Origin of the sequence: Sphingobium sp. TKS (assembly GCF_001563265.1) — a bacterium.
GTDB lineage: Bacteria > Pseudomonadota > Alphaproteobacteria > Sphingomonadales > Sphingomonadaceae > Sphingobium.
Genome location: NZ_CP005084.1, coordinates 195,430 through 211,831 on the forward strand (window position 1 = coordinate 195,430; position 16,402 = coordinate 211,831).

Annotated in this window: 16 protein-coding genes; 10 read left to right on the top strand and 6 right to left on the bottom strand. The window is 62.5% G+C overall.

Going from position 1 to position 16,402, the window contains the following annotated elements; translation table 11 throughout:
- Positions 1-53: 53 nt before the first annotated feature.
- From K426_RS21855 to K426_RS21865, 3 genes are all read right to left on the bottom strand, one after another.
- Positions 54-1,094: an aromatic ring-hydroxylating dioxygenase subunit alpha gene (locus tag K426_RS21855; protein ID WP_237230141.1), complete on the bottom strand. Its 1,041-nt coding sequence runs from the start codon at positions 1,092-1,094 to the stop codon at positions 54-56.
- 138 nt (positions 1,095-1,232) lie between these two features.
- Positions 1,233-2,273 carry an SMP-30/gluconolactonase/LRE family protein gene (locus tag K426_RS21860; RefSeq protein WP_066562365.1) on the bottom strand — a complete coding sequence of 347 codons (1,041 nt, stop codon included), beginning with the start codon at positions 2,271-2,273 and terminating at the stop codon, positions 1,233-1,235.
- Positions 2,270-3,199: a 3-keto-5-aminohexanoate cleavage protein gene (locus K426_RS21865; protein ID WP_066562367.1), complete on the bottom strand. Its 930-nt coding sequence runs from the start codon at positions 3,197-3,199 to the stop codon at positions 2,270-2,272. Before K426_RS21865 ends, K426_RS21860 begins: the two co-directional genes overlap by 4 nt.
- A 254-nt stretch (positions 3,200-3,453) precedes the next feature.
- Here K426_RS21865 and K426_RS21870 point away from each other — a divergent pair, with 254 nt between their 5' ends.
- From K426_RS21870 to K426_RS21890, 5 genes are read left to right on the top strand one after another with little or no spacing between them, the layout of a single operon-like run.
- Complete coding sequence (locus K426_RS21870; RefSeq protein WP_066562373.1) at positions 3,454-4,437, top strand: glyoxalase; 984 nt, start codon at positions 3,454-3,456, stop codon at positions 4,435-4,437.
- Positions 4,430-5,584, top strand: coding sequence for an alpha/beta hydrolase family protein (locus tag K426_RS21875; protein WP_066562374.1), 1,155 nt, complete (start codon positions 4,430-4,432; stop codon positions 5,582-5,584). Before K426_RS21870 ends, K426_RS21875 begins: the two co-directional genes overlap by 8 nt.
- A gap of 44 nt (positions 5,585-5,628) precedes the next feature.
- Entirely contained in the window at positions 5,629-6,438 is an 810-nt protein-coding gene (locus K426_RS21880; RefSeq protein WP_066562375.1) for an SDR family oxidoreductase, read from the top strand.
- Positions 6,439-6,452: 14 nt separating this feature from the next.
- A complete protein-coding gene (locus K426_RS21885; protein ID WP_082748993.1) occupies positions 6,453-7,820 on the top strand; it encodes an aromatic ring-hydroxylating oxygenase subunit alpha in 1,368 nt (455 codons plus the stop codon).
- Positions 7,817-8,326 (top strand): aromatic-ring-hydroxylating dioxygenase subunit beta, encoded by a 510-nt coding sequence (locus K426_RS21890; protein ID WP_066562376.1) that lies wholly within the window; start codon positions 7,817-7,819, stop codon positions 8,324-8,326. Before K426_RS21885 ends, K426_RS21890 begins: the two co-directional genes overlap by 4 nt.
- Before the next feature lie 29 nt (positions 8,327-8,355).
- Here K426_RS21890 and K426_RS21895 read toward each other — a convergent pair whose 3' ends face one another.
- Positions 8,356-9,282 carry a LysR family transcriptional regulator gene (locus K426_RS21895; protein WP_066562378.1) on the bottom strand — a complete coding sequence of 309 codons (927 nt, stop codon included), beginning with the start codon at positions 9,280-9,282 and terminating at the stop codon, positions 8,356-8,358.
- Between the two features lie 165 nt (positions 9,283-9,447).
- Between K426_RS21895 and K426_RS21900 the strand changes: the two genes are divergently transcribed.
- Positions 9,448-10,371, top strand: coding sequence for an SDR family NAD(P)-dependent oxidoreductase (locus K426_RS21900; protein WP_237230143.1), 924 nt, complete (start codon positions 9,448-9,450; stop codon positions 10,369-10,371).
- Positions 10,372-10,543: 172 nt separating this feature from the next.
- On the opposite strand, the gene K426_RS21905 is transcribed toward K426_RS21900, so the two are convergent.
- Positions 10,544-11,587, bottom strand: coding sequence for an MBL fold metallo-hydrolase (locus K426_RS21905; protein ID WP_066563767.1), 1,044 nt, complete (start codon positions 11,585-11,587; stop codon positions 10,544-10,546).
- A 144-nt stretch (positions 11,588-11,731) separates the two neighbouring features.
- Here K426_RS21905 and K426_RS32950 point away from each other — a divergent pair, with 144 nt between their 5' ends.
- Positions 11,732-12,094, top strand: coding sequence for a hypothetical protein (locus tag K426_RS32950; protein ID WP_169575600.1), 363 nt, complete (start codon positions 11,732-11,734; stop codon positions 12,092-12,094).
- The gene (locus K426_RS21915; protein ID WP_066562380.1) at positions 12,081-13,166 is read left to right on the top strand and encodes a PepSY-associated TM helix domain-containing protein; all 1,086 of its coding nucleotides are present in this window, start codon (positions 12,081-12,083) and stop codon (positions 13,164-13,166) included. The genes K426_RS32950 and K426_RS21915 overlap by 14 nt, the downstream gene beginning before the upstream one ends.
- Before the next feature lie 41 nt (positions 13,167-13,207).
- Here the strand turns inward: K426_RS21915 and K426_RS21920 are convergent, their stop codons facing one another.
- The gene (locus tag K426_RS21920) at positions 13,208-14,707 is read right to left on the bottom strand and encodes a CoA-acylating methylmalonate-semialdehyde dehydrogenase (RefSeq protein WP_066562381.1); all 1,500 of its coding nucleotides are present in this window, start codon (positions 14,705-14,707) and stop codon (positions 13,208-13,210) included.
- 100 nt (positions 14,708-14,807) lie between these two features.
- Here K426_RS21920 and K426_RS21925 point away from each other — a divergent pair, with 100 nt between their 5' ends.
- The gene (locus K426_RS21925; protein ID WP_066562388.1) at positions 14,808-15,692 is read left to right on the top strand and encodes a LysR family transcriptional regulator; all 885 of its coding nucleotides are present in this window, start codon (positions 14,808-14,810) and stop codon (positions 15,690-15,692) included.
- Between the two features lie 141 nt (positions 15,693-15,833).
- Positions 15,834-16,352, top strand: coding sequence for an RNA polymerase sigma factor (locus K426_RS21930; RefSeq protein ID WP_066562390.1), 519 nt, complete (start codon positions 15,834-15,836; stop codon positions 16,350-16,352).
- Positions 16,353-16,402 lie beyond the last annotated feature (50 nt).

The following is a 16,402-nucleotide window of genomic DNA, read 5'->3' on the forward strand; positions in this document are numbered from 1 at the left end:
TTTCCTCCCAATTGTCGCATTTTCATTGTTTCTTGAGGAGCCAGTACCGTGGTTCAGTCCGCGGCGTTGACCTCTTCCCTGCAAAGCTTGGCGATCTTGCGCCGCACCCTGATGGCGGCGGCATCGCTCGACAGGATCGCCGGGCGCATCTCCCAGAAGTCGCGACCGGCCATCCTTTCCTGGATCGCTTCGATCATCGGATTGTCCTCTTCGAGGAAGATGCGGTTCTGCAGCGCGCCGATCATGCGCGGCAGCGAGGCGTCCTCTTCAGCATAAGAGCCGGAACTGCCGAAGAAATAATGGGTGGTCCGCTCGGTCTCGGGCGTGAAGATGTGGAAGGCATAACCACCCTCGTCTTGCACGGCAGCTTCGCCCGGAAGCACTGCCCCAAAGTCGAGGATCATGGCTGAAGGCGCGTGCCATTCGACATTGTTCCACTGGTCGCAGAGCTTGCCTTCCAGCGGTCCGAAGGGGCAGGTCGTACCTGGCATCCATAATTCGGCGCGGATCACGCCGTCTTTCTCGCTCACGGTCATTTCACCTGTGCGCATGCTTTCATTGCCGAGCGAACCGTCGTGCAGATAATGGACGTGCGTCAGGTCCATGATATTGTCGGTTTCCAGCAGCCAGTTGCCATGGACGTGCAGATAGTTGCCGATATTCTCTTGGCCTCCAGGCTCGGGCATCCGCGAAAGCAGGGGGATCAGCTCCGGATTGGCTCGTTCGACATCGCCCAGCCATATCCAGATCGCACGGTGCCGCTCGACCACGGGATGGGATTGCACGCACGTGCCCGGCGGAAAGCTGCTGTAGGCGGAGGCATTGCCCAGGCATGCGCCTGATGCGTCGAACCGCAGGCCATGATATCCGCACTGGACTATACCGTCCTGAACGCGGCCCCTGGAGAGGGGAGCGAACCGGTGCGGACACATGTCGTCCAGCGCGGCAGGGGCGCCGTTCGCATCGCGAAAGAGGACGACCGGTCGATCGAGCAGGGTTCGCGCCAACAGGCGATTGCTTGCAAGGTCATCGGCCCAACAGGCCATGTACCAGGCATTAAGCGGGTAACTGCGATGGTGAACCCGTGTAGACAATGCCTTCTCCTCTGCATGTCTGGAAGGCGTCGTTTCGTCGCGCCCTTCCTTGCCTTCATCCCTATTTCGCTCTGCCCGGCGTATCCAATTGTCCTTGCTGATGTGAAACATAAGGGCGGGATATCGGCGGCACGCTTCCTACCAATGCGCCATCGGCAAGCCCGGAACAGGGGAGGTGAAGGCGGGGATGTTGGTGCCCCGCAGCGAGCCCAGGCAGGCCGTGCGCAGGTCCGGCCCGGCAAAGGTCACGCTCGCCAGCCAGGGGGCGATCGTCCCGCCGCAGGCCGCCAAGGTCTCGAAGGAAACCGGCGCGCCGCTCCCAAACTCCTCCTCGAACCGATCGGTCGCTTGGCTGCTGCCGAATTCGGCCAGTTCAAGGCAATCGCCATCGGGGGTGATGGCGACCAGCCGGTCGGCGAAGATCATCGTCGCCCATAAATTGCCATAGGCGTCGAAGCAGATGCCGTCGATCACGCCGCGCCCCAGGGTCGAGGGGCCATAGACCTCGCGGTCGCTCAGCGAACCGTCCGGGCCGACGCGCAGGCGGGTTACGCATTTGCCGGTGGTTTCGGCGACGTAGAGCCATTCCTCGGCGGCATCGAGGCGGACTTCATTGGTGAAGGCAAAACCGTCCGCCACCACGCGAATGCCGCGATCGTCGACCAGCGCGACATAGCCGTCACGGATCGATGGCGTGATCGCGTCGGTCCAAGGATTGACCATGGTGGATATGGTGAGCCACAAACGCCCCTTGCTGTCGCGCAGCACGAAATTGACCTTGCCCATCGGCTTGCCGTCGATCCGGTCGTGCAGCACGCGGGTTGCGCCGGTTTCGCGATCCATGATCTCCAGCCGGTCGGTACCGAAGTTGGAGATCAGGATCGAGTTGTCCGGCCCGAAGGCAAGGCCGTTGGGGAGCGTGCCGGACACGAGGCTTTGCTCCGCATCGCCCGAGAGGTCGAAATGAGCGTCGGCGTTCTGGCATATCAGCTTCTGGGTGCCGTCCGGCGCGATCCGCATTACGCCGCCGCGCGCATCGGCTGACCATAGGGTGCCCTCGCGATCGGCCAATATGCATTCCGGGCGCTGCAGATCCCGACCGATAAAGCGCAGCATCTGGTCTTCCACGCGAAAGCCCTTGAGGGGGTTGGGACCACGTCCCTGCAGGATAAGGGTCACGCCGCGATCCTCGTTTCGGAGGCGCCCTTGAGCTGCAATATCTCGCGAGCGTCCTGCGGGGTCGCCACCTCCAGCGACAGGCCGTGGAGGACCGTGATGATGCGCTCGACTTGCTCGGCATTGGACTTGGCAAGGCGTCCCGGTTCGCCCCACAGCGAATCCTCCAGACCAACGCGCACATTGCCGCCCATCGCCGCCGACATGGTTGCGATCGGCATCTGGTGCCGCCCTGCGCCCAGCACCGACCAGACATAATCGTCACCGAACAGGCGGTCCGCCGTGCGGCGCATCATGGCGACATCTTCGGGATGGACGCCGATGCCGCCACGGATGCCGAACACAGACTGGATGAAGAAAGGCGGCTTCAACAAGCCGCGATCGGCGAAATGGGCTGCCGAGTAGAGATGCCCTACATCATAGCATTCGACCTCGAACCGCGTGCCCTGCGCCGAGCAGCTTTCGAGAATGTAGGCGATGTCGCGGAAAGTGTTGCGAAAGATATAGTCGTCGCTGCCGCGCACATAGGGCTCTTCCCATGCATGTTCAAAGCAGGTGAAGCGTTGTAGCATCTCATAGAAGGCGAAGTTCATCGAGCCCATGTTGAGCGAAGCAATTTCGGGCTGGAAGGACAGGGCGGGCCCCAGTCGCTCCTCCAGCGTCAGGACCGGCGATCCTCCGGTGGTGATGTTGATGATCGCGTCGCAGCGGTCCGCGATTACCGGGAGGAAGCGGGCATAGACATCCGGATCCTGCGTCGGCCTGCCATTTTCGGGATCCCGGGCATGCAGGTGTACGATCGTCGCGCCGGCGCGGGCCGCCTCGATAGCAGAGCTGGCGATCTCCTCGGGCGTTACCGGCAGATGCGGCGACATGGAGGGCGTATGGATCCCGCCCGTTACCGCACATGTCACGATCACCTTGCGCATCCGTCATCCCTTCCATCGACTTGTTTGATGGCCAAGCTTCCAGATCGTCGAGCGCACGGGAAATCACTTTACCCTATATGACGGATAAGCCGATCTGATCGGCATGAGGCGTGGATAGGCAGCGATTATGCCACGCATACCGACAAACGATTTTTGCGGACGGCCAGGGCATATTACCCCGGATCTCAACAAGGCATGGCCGGTCTGACGGACAGCCTCGAGCAGCCCGGGACGGGCACGGGAGGGATCGAGAAATGGCTATTATCGGGATCAAGCGGCTGCGTTACTCTGTGTCTGACACAGAGGCTGCGCGGCGCTTTTTCGCTGATTTCGGTTTGAGTCCGGCAGGCGGCGATGCGCCGGGCCTTTACACTCTCGCTAATGGATCGGAGGTCGAAATCCTGCCTTCCGGCGACCCGGCACTTCCATCCTCGCAGATCGTTGGCGATGGGGTCCATGAAGTTTCCTGGGGCATCGATGACGAGGTATCGCTTGGTGCCCTTGCCGACAATCTGGGCCGCGACCATGCCTTGGAATCGATTGAGGGCGGGTTTCGCGCTCTGTTGTTCGGTGTGCCATTCTCATTCGTCCTGTGGACGCCCCGCCAGTTCGCCAATGCGCCCGACCCGGTCAATGCGCCCGGCGTGGTGCGACGTCTCAATACCCATCGCAAGTGGCGTCGCCGCGCGCGGCCCAAGGTGATCAACCATGTCGTGTTTCGGCTTCCCGACTATATCGAGGCGGGGCGCTTCATGCGCGCGCGGCTTGGCTTCCGGCTGAGCGACGTGCAGACCGGCTTTGGCCACTATCTGCGCGCAAGCGGCAGCAACAACCATCACAACCTGCTCTTCCTCAACGCCAACGCCCATTTTCCCGGCTGCGATGGCCAGTTGCGTTTCGATCACGCCAACTATGGTGTCGAGGATATTGACGAGCTGATGGTCGGGGCCAACTACATGGTGCGCCGCGGCTGGCAGCCGTCCGACATCGGGCTTGGCCGGCATCGCATCGACTCCGCGCTTTTCTACTATCTTCCCTGTCCTGCCGGCGGAGAAGCCGAATATGGCACCGACGCGGACTATGTGGACGACAATTGGGTGCCGCGCGAATTCGACGTGCCGCTCTTTGGATATAGCCACTTCACCCACAATGTTCCGCCCTTCCTTGAGACGGAGCCGGAATGGAGCTTCAAATATCTGACCGAGGCGCAGGTCGCCGAAGGGATCGATCATGTTTGAGCCCTTTCCCACCAACTATGTCTGGAACCTGTCCATCAATCTCGCGCTGGAAATGGGGGGATCGATCGGTGAGATCGATAGCGCCAATCGCGCGACCGCTCAGGCCGCGACGGCTGGCGACAACGGGGTCGACGCCTTCTTCGATACGTGGCTCGCCATGGCGGCGCGGGTGAAGGACATGGCGGATGCGGATTACGCTGCCGGGCATCTGGAGAGCGCAGCGGCGAAATATCGTCGCGCCTGTGCCTATCTCATCACGGCCGAACGCATGCAGGCGAGCGACTATCCGCCGCGCCAGCAGGCCTATGCCGACATGCTTTCGACCTTCGCGCGCTATGTCGAATGCAGCGGCGAGCCCTGCGAGATGGTCGAGATTCCCTATGCCGGCAGCCACTATCCCGCGCTCTTCTGTTCGGCGGCCACCCAGGACAATCCCACGCCGCCCTGCATGGTCTTCTGCAACGGCCTCGACAGCGTGAAGGAGATGGTGTTCCTGGTGGGGTTGCCCGCGGCTTTGCGCGCGCGCGGCATCTCCTGCCTCGTCGTCGACCAGCCTGGCGTCGGCGGTGCGCTCCGCCGCAACAAGCTGCCCGCAATTGTCGAGACCGAAGTCTGGGCCGGCAGGGCGGTCGACTGGTTGGAGACACGCAAGGATGTCGCTTCCGACAGGATCGGGATGATGGGCTGGTCGCTGGGTGGCTATTATGCCCCGCGTGCCGCGGCCTTCGAGAAACGGTTCAAGCTGTGCGTCGCCTGGGGCGCCAACCATGAATGGGGTCTGGTGCAGCAGCGCCGCCGGCGCAATGAAGGCGAGAATCCCGTGCCGCATTACTGGGCCCATGTCATGTGGGTCTGGGGCCAGCAACGCCTCGACGACTTCATGACGATGTCGGAGCGGATCACGCTCACTGGCGTGGTCGAGCATATCGATGTGCCCTTCCTGATCGTGCATGGTGAAAATGACCGGCAGATCCCGGTCGAATATGCCTATCGCTCGCACGATCAGGCCGTGCGCAGCCCGCGTGCGGACCTCAAGGTCTTCACGGCCCGCGAAGGTGGTGTCGAGCATTGCAGCGCCGACAATATGGAACCTGTCCGCAGCTATATCGCGGACTGGATCCATGACAGATTTGCCGAAATGATCTGATTACGCGACAGTCGCGTGAGAATATAATGGGAGTAGGGAACAACATGACCGATCTTACAGGCGCCGTCGTTGCGCTGACCGGCAGCGGCTCTGGCCTAGGGCTCGGGCTGGCCCAACATTTCCGGACCTTGGGCGCGAAGCTGGCCCTGCTGGATATCTCGTCCGAGAAGGTTGCCGCGCTCCAGCAGGCCTTTGGCGACGATACGCTCGTCATGGAAGGCGACGTGCGTGACATTGAGGCTCTGAAGAGGTTTCGTGACGCCACAGTCGCCAGGTTCGGCGGGGTCGACTGCCTCGTCGGCGCCCAGGGTATCTTCGACGGCAATCGGCCGATTTCGGAGCTGCCTTTGGAGAAGATTCCCGCCGCCTTCGACGAAGTGATGCGGATCAATGTATTGGGCTATATCCTGTCCGCCGTGGTGTTCCGCGAAGAACTGGCAAGGCGCAACGGATCGATCACGCTGACGGCCTCTTCCAATGCCTCCTACTGCGCAGACGGCGGCGGACTGCTCTATACCGCGTCCAAACATTCGGTGCTGGGCGTCGTGCGCCAATTGGCCTTCGAATTTGCGCCCGACATCCGGGTCAATGCGGTTTCGCCCTGCGGCATCGCGGACTCCGACCTGCGCGGCCCCGGCGCTCTGGGGTTGGAGGGCGAAAGCCAGAACGACATCCCCAAGGACAGTTTCATGGCGATGATCCGCAAGGTCACGCTGCTCGATCACTTGCCCACCGGCGCGGAATATGGCCCGGCCTACGCGCTCCTCGCCGATCCCAGGCAACGCATCCTGACGGGCGAGATCATCATGGCCGATCAGGGTCTCGCCAATCGCCCGATCATCTCTGCCCGCTGAGGAAGGACGCGATCATGGTCATGCACGCAGCGCAATCGCGCCCCGGTATCAGCGAGCGTCTGGACGACATCCTCGCCCGGACCCGCGGCGAACTGGATCGGGGTCTGGTCCCCGTCAACATCTTCGCCAATGCCGACATCTTCGACGCCGAGATGGAACGCATCTTCGCGAAAAGCTGGGTGTTCCTCGGCTTCGAGTCCGAAATCCCCGACAAGGGCGATTTCATGCAGCGCCGGATCGGGCGCGACAGCGTGATCGTGACGCGCGACGCAAAGAATGAAATCCACGTTTTGGCGAATTTTTGCCGCCATCGCGGGACCAAACTCTGTCAGACCGATGTCGGCAACCAGAGCCATTTCCGCTGCCCCTATCACGGCTGGGTCTTCAAGAATAATGGCGACTGGATCGGCGCGCCCGACAAGAGCAAGGCCTATAAGGGACTCGACCCAAAGGATTGGGGGCTGCTCAAGGCTCCCCATGTCGAGAGCTTCCTTGGGATGATCTTCGCCTCGCTCGATCCCGATGCCCCTACGCTCATGGACTATCTGGGTGGCGCCGCATGGTTCATGCGCGGGTTGATGGACCTGCATCCGGGCGGCATGAGTCCGATGGGGCCGCCGGACCGCTACAAGGTACGCGGCGACTGGAAAACTGGCTCGGAAAATTTCGGCGGCGACGGCTATCATGTCGGCGTCGCACATGGCTCGGTCCAGACGATCCAGCTCGCGCAGGGGTTCGACGTCCTCAATAATTATTCGACGCACTATGTGATCCCGGGCGGACACAGCTTCCTTGGGCATGATTTCGACAGCATGTTCGGTCCGGATGGCCATGTCTGGTACTATCCGCCCGACATCCAGCAGCACTTCGATCTCGATCGCATCGATCCGCTGCTGCAGGACGTGGTGAAGAAGAACCCGCCGATCGTGGGCACCATCTTCCCGAACCTGTCCTTCCTGCGCTTCTTCGGCCCGCCCTCGCCGGGCAAGCCGCCTGCGGTCTACACATCCTGGCGTCAGTGGCAACCCTCGGGGCCGGGGGAAATGGAACTGTGGTCCTGGCAGCTCAAGTGGAACTTCATGGACGAGCAACAGGCCGCCGACAGCTATGCCGCAGGCCAGTTCGGTTTCAGTTCGGCAGGTATCTTCGAACAGGACGATACTGTAGTATGGGAAGGAGCCCCCGAAGCAGCCCGCAGTGTCTGGGCGCGCAAGGAGAACATATCGTTCAACATGCAGATGGGCATGGATGGCATGGGGCAGCAGACGCTGGACGAGAGCTGGGAAGGACCGGGAGAAGCCTGGCGTCCGGGACCCGGCGAGCCGAGCCAGCGCGCCTTTTACCAGCATTGGCTGAGCCAGATGGTGGAGACCGGCAAATGAGCGCGATCACGCCTGATGTGGAATTCGCCATCCGCCAGTTCCTGGGCCATGAGGCCATGCTCCTCGATAATGGCCGGCTCGAGGACTGGGTCGGCCTCCTCGCCGAGGAGATACTTTACGAGATTCCCTTGCGCATCAGCGCGCGCAAGCGGGAGGACGAGTTCCCCAAGGGCGCCTTCCGCATGCATGAGGACATGGCGATGATCCGCAAGCGCCTGGAACGCATGGGCACGAGCGAGAACTGGGCGGAAGACCCTGCCTCGCGGACTGTGCGGACGGTGGGATCGATCTTCGTCGAGGAGGATAAGGGCAATGGTCTCTATCGGGTCCACAGCGCGCTCTCCCTCTATCGCCAGCGCGCCATCGACCGGGCCTATGAATGGATTCCCGCACGCCGGATCGATCGCATCCGCATCGATGCCGAGGGAAAATGCCGTCTGGTGCGGCGCACGATCATTCTGGCTGAGACGATTCTCCAGACCCCGAACCTGGCGGTCTTCCTCTGATCGAGGAAAGGAGGCGCGGCGCCAATGGTTCAGCCCAGTTCCGCCGCTGCCTCCTTCAACACTTTGCGAAGCCAGATATGACCTGGATCATCATCGCTGCGATTATGCCAGATGAGTGTCTCCTGAAGGGTGCCAAGGTTGATCGGCGGCCGCAATACGCGGACCTTATCCGTGTCGGCCAACTGCTCCGCCAGCTTGCTCTGCACCGTGGCAATCATCTCCGTGCCGGGCAGCATCTGCAATAATCCTGCAAAAGTCGGGACGTGCAGCAGTTCCTTGATCACAATCCCGCGCCGCTCGATCTCGGCTTCCTCGACCGTGCGCACATTGGCGCCGAAGAAGGCAAGGGCGTGCGGATAGGACAGATAGTCGTCCTTCGTCATCGTCTCCCCGATGGGATGATCGCGCGCGACGACGCATACGAAGCTGTCCGTGAACAGGTCAGCGGTCAGAAGGTCGACGTCGCGCCCCTCGCGACCGAACAGGCTGCGGTCGCCATGGGTGATCACCATGTCGATATCCCCGCCCTCGAGTCTCGAAAAGCTTGGCCCGAACACATTCTCGATCATGAGCCTGAGTTGCGGCGCGCGGGCCGCGAGGATGCGTACGACCTTTGGCAGGTAAACGTGGACGCAATAGTCTGACATCGCGACGCGAAAGGTCCGTTCCGATGTTCCGGGATCGAAGATCGCCTGCGTTTCCAGGGCGGCGTTGATATGCAACAGGGCGGTGCGAACCGGCTCGATGAGGGCGCGCGCCTTGGGCGTCAGTTCCATCTCGCGCCCGACGCGCAGGAGGAGCGGGTCGTCAAAATGCTGGCGCAACCGTTGCAGCGAACCGCTGAGCGCCGGCTGGGTCACGCACAGCCGATCGGCCGCCCGCGTGACGCTCCGCTCGGACAGGAGCGTGTCGAGCGCGAGAAGCAGATTGAAGTCGAAACGGTTGAGATTAGCCATTGTGCCTCAAGTCCATCCTCTGCTGGATCATTTCAATGCAACTGCCGCTTTCCTTCATCCTACATGGCAAATCCGGCGGAGGATTGCCTATCTTTTGGACTTATGATCGACATAGGGCGAAGCGATTTCCGGCTCCGGTTCTGCGTGAGTAAGCGCTGTTAGGCAATGACGAAGCAGGATGGGACAGACATGGCGATGATCGACCTTACGGGCAGGATCGCGATCGTGACCGGCGCAGGAGGAGGGCTTGGCCGTGCCCACGCAATGGCGCTGGCAGCACATGGCGCAAGGGTGGTGGTGAATGACCTTGGCGGCGATGTTGGAGGCGCACGCGCGGTGGCCGACGAGATCGCCGCGCGCGGTGGCGAGGCGATCGTCGATGGAACGGACATCACGGATCTTGCTTCCGTGCGCGCGATGGTGGCCAATGTGGAGCATCAATGGGGAGGCGTGGATATCCTCGTCAACAATGCCGGGATCCTGCGCGATAGAAGTTTTGCCAAGATGGGGATGGATGATTTCCGCGCGGTGATCGAGGTCCATCTGATGGGATCGGTCCATTGCGCCAAGGCGGTCTGGGACGGCATGCGCGAGCGCCGGCATGGACGGATCATCTTCACCACCTCCTCATCGGGCCTGTTCGGCAATTTCGGGCAGGCCAATTATGCCGCCGCGAAGATGGCGCTGGTAGGCCTCATGCAAACCCTTCGCCTGGAAGGTGAGAAATATGGCATCCGCGTCAATTGCCTCTCGCCATCCGCGGCAACGCGCATGACCGATGGATTATATGAGGCAAGCGAGCTGCTGCAGCTCGACCCGGCGCTAGTCGCGCCCGCCGTCGTAGCTCTCTCGGCGGCCGATGCGCCCAATGGCGCGATCCTGTGCGCGGGCGCAGGCAGCTATGAGAGCGCGAGGATATTGTTGACGCAAGGGCTGGTGGTGGACGGAGCCGATGCTGCCGATGCGATCCTGGCCCGCTGGCCGGAGATTGACGATCGACTTGGCGCATTCGTGCCGGCGCACGGCCCCGACCAGTTCAGCCATGAGATTGCAAGGGTAAGCGCGGAGTTAAAGGGAACTGATACCTGAACCGCCGGGAAAACTGCGTCTCATTCCCATGCTGCTCAAGCTCTACCTCTATGGCTATTTGAGCCGGGCACAAGCGAGGCGTCGCCTACCGGGGGAACCGGCTGTTCCTTCGTTTCAGGTCAACTTGTTCGAAAAGGCGACCAGTTGTCGATAAGGATCGACCGCGATCCCATTAGACTGTGCCCAGGGCGCGCCACCATCTGATACCGGCAGCATCGACCTCTTCGGTCACAAGCCTTCGGCTTCGAAGGCAGGCGAGATGGGCCAGGCTTTCCCCTGTAGCAAGGCCCAGAACAGACCGATCGATCTGGCGTTTGAACAAAGCCGGAAAGACGTCGATTGCCCGTTTCGGCGTTTCAACCAGTGTGAGCAGACGAGCAAGGCCCGCTTCATGCCCGGCGATCAAGGCGCCGATGCGGGCGTGCAGTCCATGGAACGGCTTGCCGTGGGCGGGAAGGACGAGCACGTCATCCGGCACTCTTTGACGGATCGCCTTGAGCGTCTCCAACCAATCGGTGAGGGGATCGGCTTCCGGTTCCAAAGGCTGAACCGAAACATTGGATGAGATTTCAGGCAGCACCTGATCTCCCGAAATCAGCAACTTCATCTCGGGGCAATGGAGCATGGCATGTTCGGGCGAATGCCCTTTGCCGACGACGATCACCCATTCACGGCCCCCGATGATGAGCCGTTGGCCATCCTCCAGCGCACGGAAACTGTCGGGCAAGGGATAGAGCATCTTACCGAAATCTCCGAACCGCGCCCGATAGTGATCGAGAGCATCTTCTTCCCAGCCAACGGTCTGGTAGAATCGGATCGCCTCCTCAGGCGCTTCTTGACCCGTATAGGAGGCAAGAACGCGAAGAGTCAGATATTCCAGCCGCGTCATCCAGAGCCGAGCGGGCTGTTTCTGCGCCAGCCAGCCTGCCATGCCGCTATGGTCGGGATGGAGATGGGTGACGATGATGCGCCGCACCGGCCGGTCCGCCAAGGTCGAAGCGAACGCCTGGCGCCACGCCGCAGTGGTTTCGGTGGTTCGCAGGCCCGTGTCGATGATGGTCCAGCCATCGCCGTCAGCCAGCGCCCAAAGATTAATCGCTTCCAAGCTGCCGCCCATCGGCATCCGCAGCCAAAGGACTCCGTCTGCAATTCCAGTCGCGCTGCCGTTACCAATCGCCGGCAGTTCAAGCGCAGGGTAATTCAGGTGAGCCGTCATTTTCATTCCTTGTCGTGCCTGCATGCTCGCGCGGCGATGGCGCGCCGGGCAAGGCAACAATTCATCCGTCGCACATAATCATGTTGCACCAGGTTTCGCGGCGGGAATTAGGATTTTTTTTCATATCATCAACGAGACGCTTGAGTGGTGGCCGATCTCTCTTTGTTGGTCAAGCTAGGCAGGCTAAGCATCGCCTCTACACATATGACCGACAGTGATCTCATAGAACCGCATCGCAAATATGGCTGCAAGATTAGCCATGAGCGCGCCATGCCGGGCTTCGACGCACCCTATGACCTGACCGAACAGCGACTGATCGCGACCTGTCGTTGCGTTACCAGACCCGGTTCGGGGGCACTGACGCTGGCCGTGCAAAATATCTTCGACAGTTTTTATATCGACTATTACAGCCGACCGTCCGGCCCAACGACAATGCCCATTATTTCGCGGGGCGCGGACGCAATTTCACCCTTTCCTGGGACTATCGACTCAAGTGAAGCTGATTGACACTTTGCACCGCTGGACCGGCGGACTGATCGGGCTGCTGCTGGCCCTGCTGGGCCTCAGCGGCGCGCTGCTGGTGCATAAAAATGCCTGGACGCTGGCGCCCCATGCGGGTGATCCGCGGGTGGAGGATGTCCGCCAACTGGCCCAGGTGACGCAGCGCATCATGGCTGATCCGGCGGCGCGGCCTTTGTCGATCAGCTATGCGTCCGACGATTTTGGGCTGCTGAAGCTGCTGTTCGAGGGTGGTGGCGGCGCCTATGCGGATCAGCGCGGCGCCGTGGTGACGCGGTGGGGCAGCCAGTGGGAACGGCCCGAACTGTGGCTGTTTGATTTCCACCACCATCTTTTCTCCGGCGAGGCGGGCGATTGGGCGATCGGCATTGCCGCGCTTTGCGGGCTGTTTTTCGTCGTGACCGGCCTCATCCTCTGGTGGCGCACGCGGCGGACCTTTGAGTGGCGGCTGTGGCCTGCGCGGATGAGCCGACCGGCGATCGTGCGGCATCATCGCGATTTGGGCGTGATCGTCGCGCCGCTGCTGCTGCTGTCGCTGGTGACGGGGGCGGTGCTGGTGTTCCGCCCGATGGCGGCGCTGTTGTTCGGACCGGGGGCGCCTGCCCAGATCGAAAAGGCTCTGGCACCGCTGCCGCCGCGTGACGCCAAGCTTGCCGCGCAACTGGATTGGGCGGGGATGGTCATGGCGGCGAAGGCGCGCTTCCCCGACGCGGAGCTGCGCGGCCTGACCCTGCCGCGCAAGAATAGCGGGCTGATCACCATCCGCATGCGGCGGCCGCAGGAATGGCTGCCCAATGGCCGCACCACTTTATGGTTCGCGGCCGACAGCGGCGCGCTGGTCGCCGCGCGCGATGCGGCCGCGCTGCCGATGGCGGTGCAGGGCTATAATCTGCTCTACCCGCTTCACACGGCGAAGGTCGGTGGCTTGGCGTTCAAGCTGATCATGACCCTGTCCGGATTGGCGATGACGCTGCTCGGGACGCTGACGGTCTGGACCTTCTGGTTCAGGCGCTCCGCACGGGCCGTCCGGAAACCGCCGGTCCGCCCCGCCATGACGTAAGGCGACGGGAAGGGCGCGCACGCCCTTCCCTCCTTTGAGGCTTATTTCATCGTCGGGATGACGAAGCTCTGGTCGATCACCGCGCCGCCGTCGGGCCAGCGCTGGGTGATCTTCTTGGTGCGGGTGTAGAAGCGCACGCCATCCATGCCATATTGGTCGAGATCCCCGAAGCCCGAACGCTTCCAGCCGCCGAAGCTGTGATAGGCGACCGGCACCGGGATCGGCACGTTGATGCCGACCATGCCGACTTCGACATCGGCGGCGAACTTGCGGGCATAGTCGCCATTGCGGGTGAAGATGGCGACGCCATTGCCATATTGATGCTTCGACGGATAGCTCAGCGCTTCCTCGAAGGTCTGGGCGCGCAGGATCTGGAGCACCGGACCGAAAATCTCGTCCTGATAGCTCTTCATTTCCGGCGTGACCCGGTCGATCAGCGTCGGGGCGAGGTAGAAGCCCTCCTCATAGCCCTGGAGCGAGAAGCCGCGCCCGTCGACTACGATTTCCGCGCCTTCATCGGCGGCCATCTGGATATAGCTTTCCACCCGCGCCTTGTGCACGCTGGTGACGAGCGGGCCATATTGCGCGTCGGGATCGGTCGGGATGCCGGGGCGCAGCGTCTCGATGGCGCTTATCAGCTTGGTGCGGAAGGCGTCCGCCGTCGCCTCGCCCACCGGCACGACCACCGGCAGCGCCATGCAGCGCTCGCCCGCCGAGCCATAGGCAGCGCCGACGATATCGGCCACCGCCTGATCCATGTCGGCGTCGGGCAGGATGATGCCGTGATTCTTCGCGCCGCCCATCGCCTGCACGCGCTTGCCGTTCTGGGCGCCGCGGGCATAGACATAATTGGCGATGTCGGACGATCCGACGAAGCTGACCGCCTTGATGGCTGGATGGTCGAGAATGGCGTCGACCATTTCCTTGTCGCCATGGACGACGTTCAGGATGCCCGCCGGCATGCCCGCTTCGATCGCCAGTTCAGCTAGACGCACCGGCACGGACGGGTCACGCTCCGAGGGCTTCAGGATGAAGGCATTGCCGCAGGCGATCGCCATCGCGCTCATCCACAGCGGGATCATCGCGGGGAAGTTGAAGGGCGTAATGCCCGCTGCGATGCCCAGCGGCTGGCGCATCGAATAGACGTCGATGCCCGGACCTGCGCCCTGGGTATATTCGCCCTTCAGCAGATGGGGGATGCCGCAGGCGAATTCCACGACTTCCAGGCCGCGCTGAATGTCGCCCTTGGCGTCGGCCACCACCTTGCCATGTTCGGAGGAGAGCAGGACGGCGAGTTCGTCCATATTCTGCTCGATCAGTTCCTTGAAGCGGAACATCACGCGGGCGCGGCGCTGCGGGTTGGTCGCGGCCCATTCGGGCTGGGCGGCAAGCGCGGAATCGACCGCCTTCTGGAGATGGGCGGCGGTGGCCAGTTCAACCTGCGCCTGCACCGCGCCGGTCGAGGGGTTAAGCACGTCGGCCAGACGCGCGCCCGCCAGCGGGGCGGATTGCCCATGAATGAAATGAGTAATTGAACGCATTTTTCCGGTTCCTCTCCTGCCGGTGGGATGGCTTTGGTATAGACGGGTCAGCTTTGCAGATATACGGGTATGTGGACACATTGGTTGTGCGGATTTGCCCATGCTGAATTCCGACGAACTGCGCCTGTTCCTGGCCGTGATGCGGGAGGGCAATATGCTGGCCGCCGCGCGCCGGGTGGGCGTGGATCATAGCACGGTCGCCCGGCGCCTGACCAATATGGAGACGACGCTGGGCGCCCGCCTGTTCGACCGCAGCCCGCGTGGCGTCACGCCGACGCCCGCCGCCTTCGCGCTGGCGCCCCATGCCGAGCGGATCGAGAGCGAATTGCTCGCCGCGATGAGCAGCGTCGCCGGGCGCGACCGGGAGGTGGAGGGGACGGTGCGCCTCGCCACGCCGGAGGCCTTCGCCAGCCATCTGATCGCGCCGCGTGTGGCGGAGTTGCGCGAGCGACATCCGCGCCTGACGCTGGAACTGGCCTCCGAAAGTAAGGCGGCCAGCCTGTCCCGGCGGGAGGCGGAGATCGCCGTGATGCTGAAACCCCCGCCCAAGGGCCGGTTCGTGACGCGCAAGCTGACCGATTATCGCCTCGGCCTTTATGCCTCCAAGGCCTATCTGGAACGGCAGGGTGAACCGGCGGCGCGGGCCGATCTCAACCGCCATGTCTTCGTGTCCTATATCGAGGAACTGGCCGGATTTGCGGAGATGATCGCCCTTGACCAGTTGCTGCCCGGCGCGGCCATCGTCTTCCGGGCGAGTTCCAGCGCGGCGCAGCATGCGGCGGTGGCGGCGGGCATGGGCCTGGGCGTGCTGCACGTCTTCGCGGCGGCGGAGGATGACCGGCTGGTCCAGCTTTTCCCCGAGTCGATGGAGGTATGGCGCAGCTATTGGCTGGTCATGCATGCCGATCTGCAAAGGCTGCCGCGGGTGCGGGCGGCAGCCGATTTCCTGGAGGAAGTGACGCGGACGGTGCGGGAGCGGTTGTAAGGAGGTTGTTTTATGTGAAGTGCCGCATGCTCCTGCCTTCGCAGGAGCATGCGGCACTTCTTACCGCAACATTACAGGCAATTAAATTGCAAAGCCCGCCGGTTGGGAGAATGAGGGTGTGTCGATCGGAAGGGCGCCAGAATGGAAGGCGGGCTGGAAACTGTCTATCACGCGCTTCGCGGCGAGCTGTTGCGGTTCCTGATCGCGCGCACCGGCAATGCCGCCGAAGCGGAGGATGTGCTGCACGACATGTGGCTGCGCATCGGGGAGGGGGGCAGTGGTCCCATCGCCAATCCCCGGGCCTATCTTTATCGCATCGCGCAGAATCTGGTGCTCGACCGACTGCGCGAGACGAAACGGCGCGAAGTGCGCGACCGGGCCTGGATGGAACTGGCATCCGGCGCTGACATGCGGCACGCCGATCCCGTCGATCCCCATGCCGATGCGCTGGAACAGATGACCGCGCGGGAGGAGGCGGCCCGGCTTGCATCCGCCATCGCCAATCTGCCGCCGGGCGCGCGGCGCGCCTTTCAGTTGCACAAGGTCGAGGGGTTGCCCCATGGCGAGGTCGCGGCCCGCCTGGGCATCAGCAAAAGCGGCGTCGAAAAGCATATGGCGGTCGCGATGAAATATTTGCGCCGCGCGTTGAGCGAGGACTGAGGCAATGCTGTAATGGTAACGTCACAGAGGAGACAGAACGGCGTGGACGG

What these genes read in the sequence shown, in the direction of transcription:
- K426_RS21865 (WP_066562367.1), bottom strand. Translation starts at nt 3,199, where the DNA reads ATGCGCAAGGTGATCGTGACATGTGCGGTAACGGGCGGGATCCATACG.
- K426_RS21870 (WP_066562373.1), top strand. Translation starts at nt 3,454, where the DNA reads ATGGCTATTATCGGGATCAAGCGGCTGCGTTACTCTGTGTCTGACACA.
- K426_RS21875 (WP_066562374.1), top strand. Translation starts at nt 4,430, where the DNA reads ATGTTTGAGCCCTTTCCCACCAACTATGTCTGGAACCTGTCCATCAAT.
- K426_RS21880 (WP_066562375.1), top strand. Translation starts at nt 5,629, where the DNA reads ATGACCGATCTTACAGGCGCCGTCGTTGCGCTGACCGGCAGCGGCTCT.
- K426_RS21885 (WP_082748993.1), top strand. Translation starts at nt 6,453, where the DNA reads ATGGTCATGCACGCAGCGCAATCGCGCCCCGGTATCAGCGAGCGTCTG.
- K426_RS21890 (WP_066562376.1), top strand. Translation starts at nt 7,817, where the DNA reads ATGAGCGCGATCACGCCTGATGTGGAATTCGCCATCCGCCAGTTCCTG.
- K426_RS21895 (WP_066562378.1), bottom strand. Translation starts at nt 9,282, where the DNA reads ATGGCTAATCTCAACCGTTTCGACTTCAATCTGCTTCTCGCGCTCGAC.
- K426_RS21900 (WP_237230143.1), top strand. Translation starts at nt 9,448, where the DNA reads ATGACGAAGCAGGATGGGACAGACATGGCGATGATCGACCTTACGGGC.
- K426_RS21905 (WP_066563767.1), bottom strand. Translation starts at nt 11,587, where the DNA reads ATGACGGCTCACCTGAATTACCCTGCGCTTGAACTGCCGGCGATTGGT.
- K426_RS21920 (WP_066562381.1), bottom strand. Translation starts at nt 14,707, where the DNA reads ATGCGTTCAATTACTCATTTCATTCATGGGCAATCCGCCCCGCTGGCG.
- K426_RS21925 (WP_066562388.1), top strand. Translation starts at nt 14,808, where the DNA reads ATGCTGAATTCCGACGAACTGCGCCTGTTCCTGGCCGTGATGCGGGAG.
- K426_RS21930 (WP_066562390.1), top strand. Translation starts at nt 15,834, where the DNA reads ATGGAAGGCGGGCTGGAAACTGTCTATCACGCGCTTCGCGGCGAGCTG.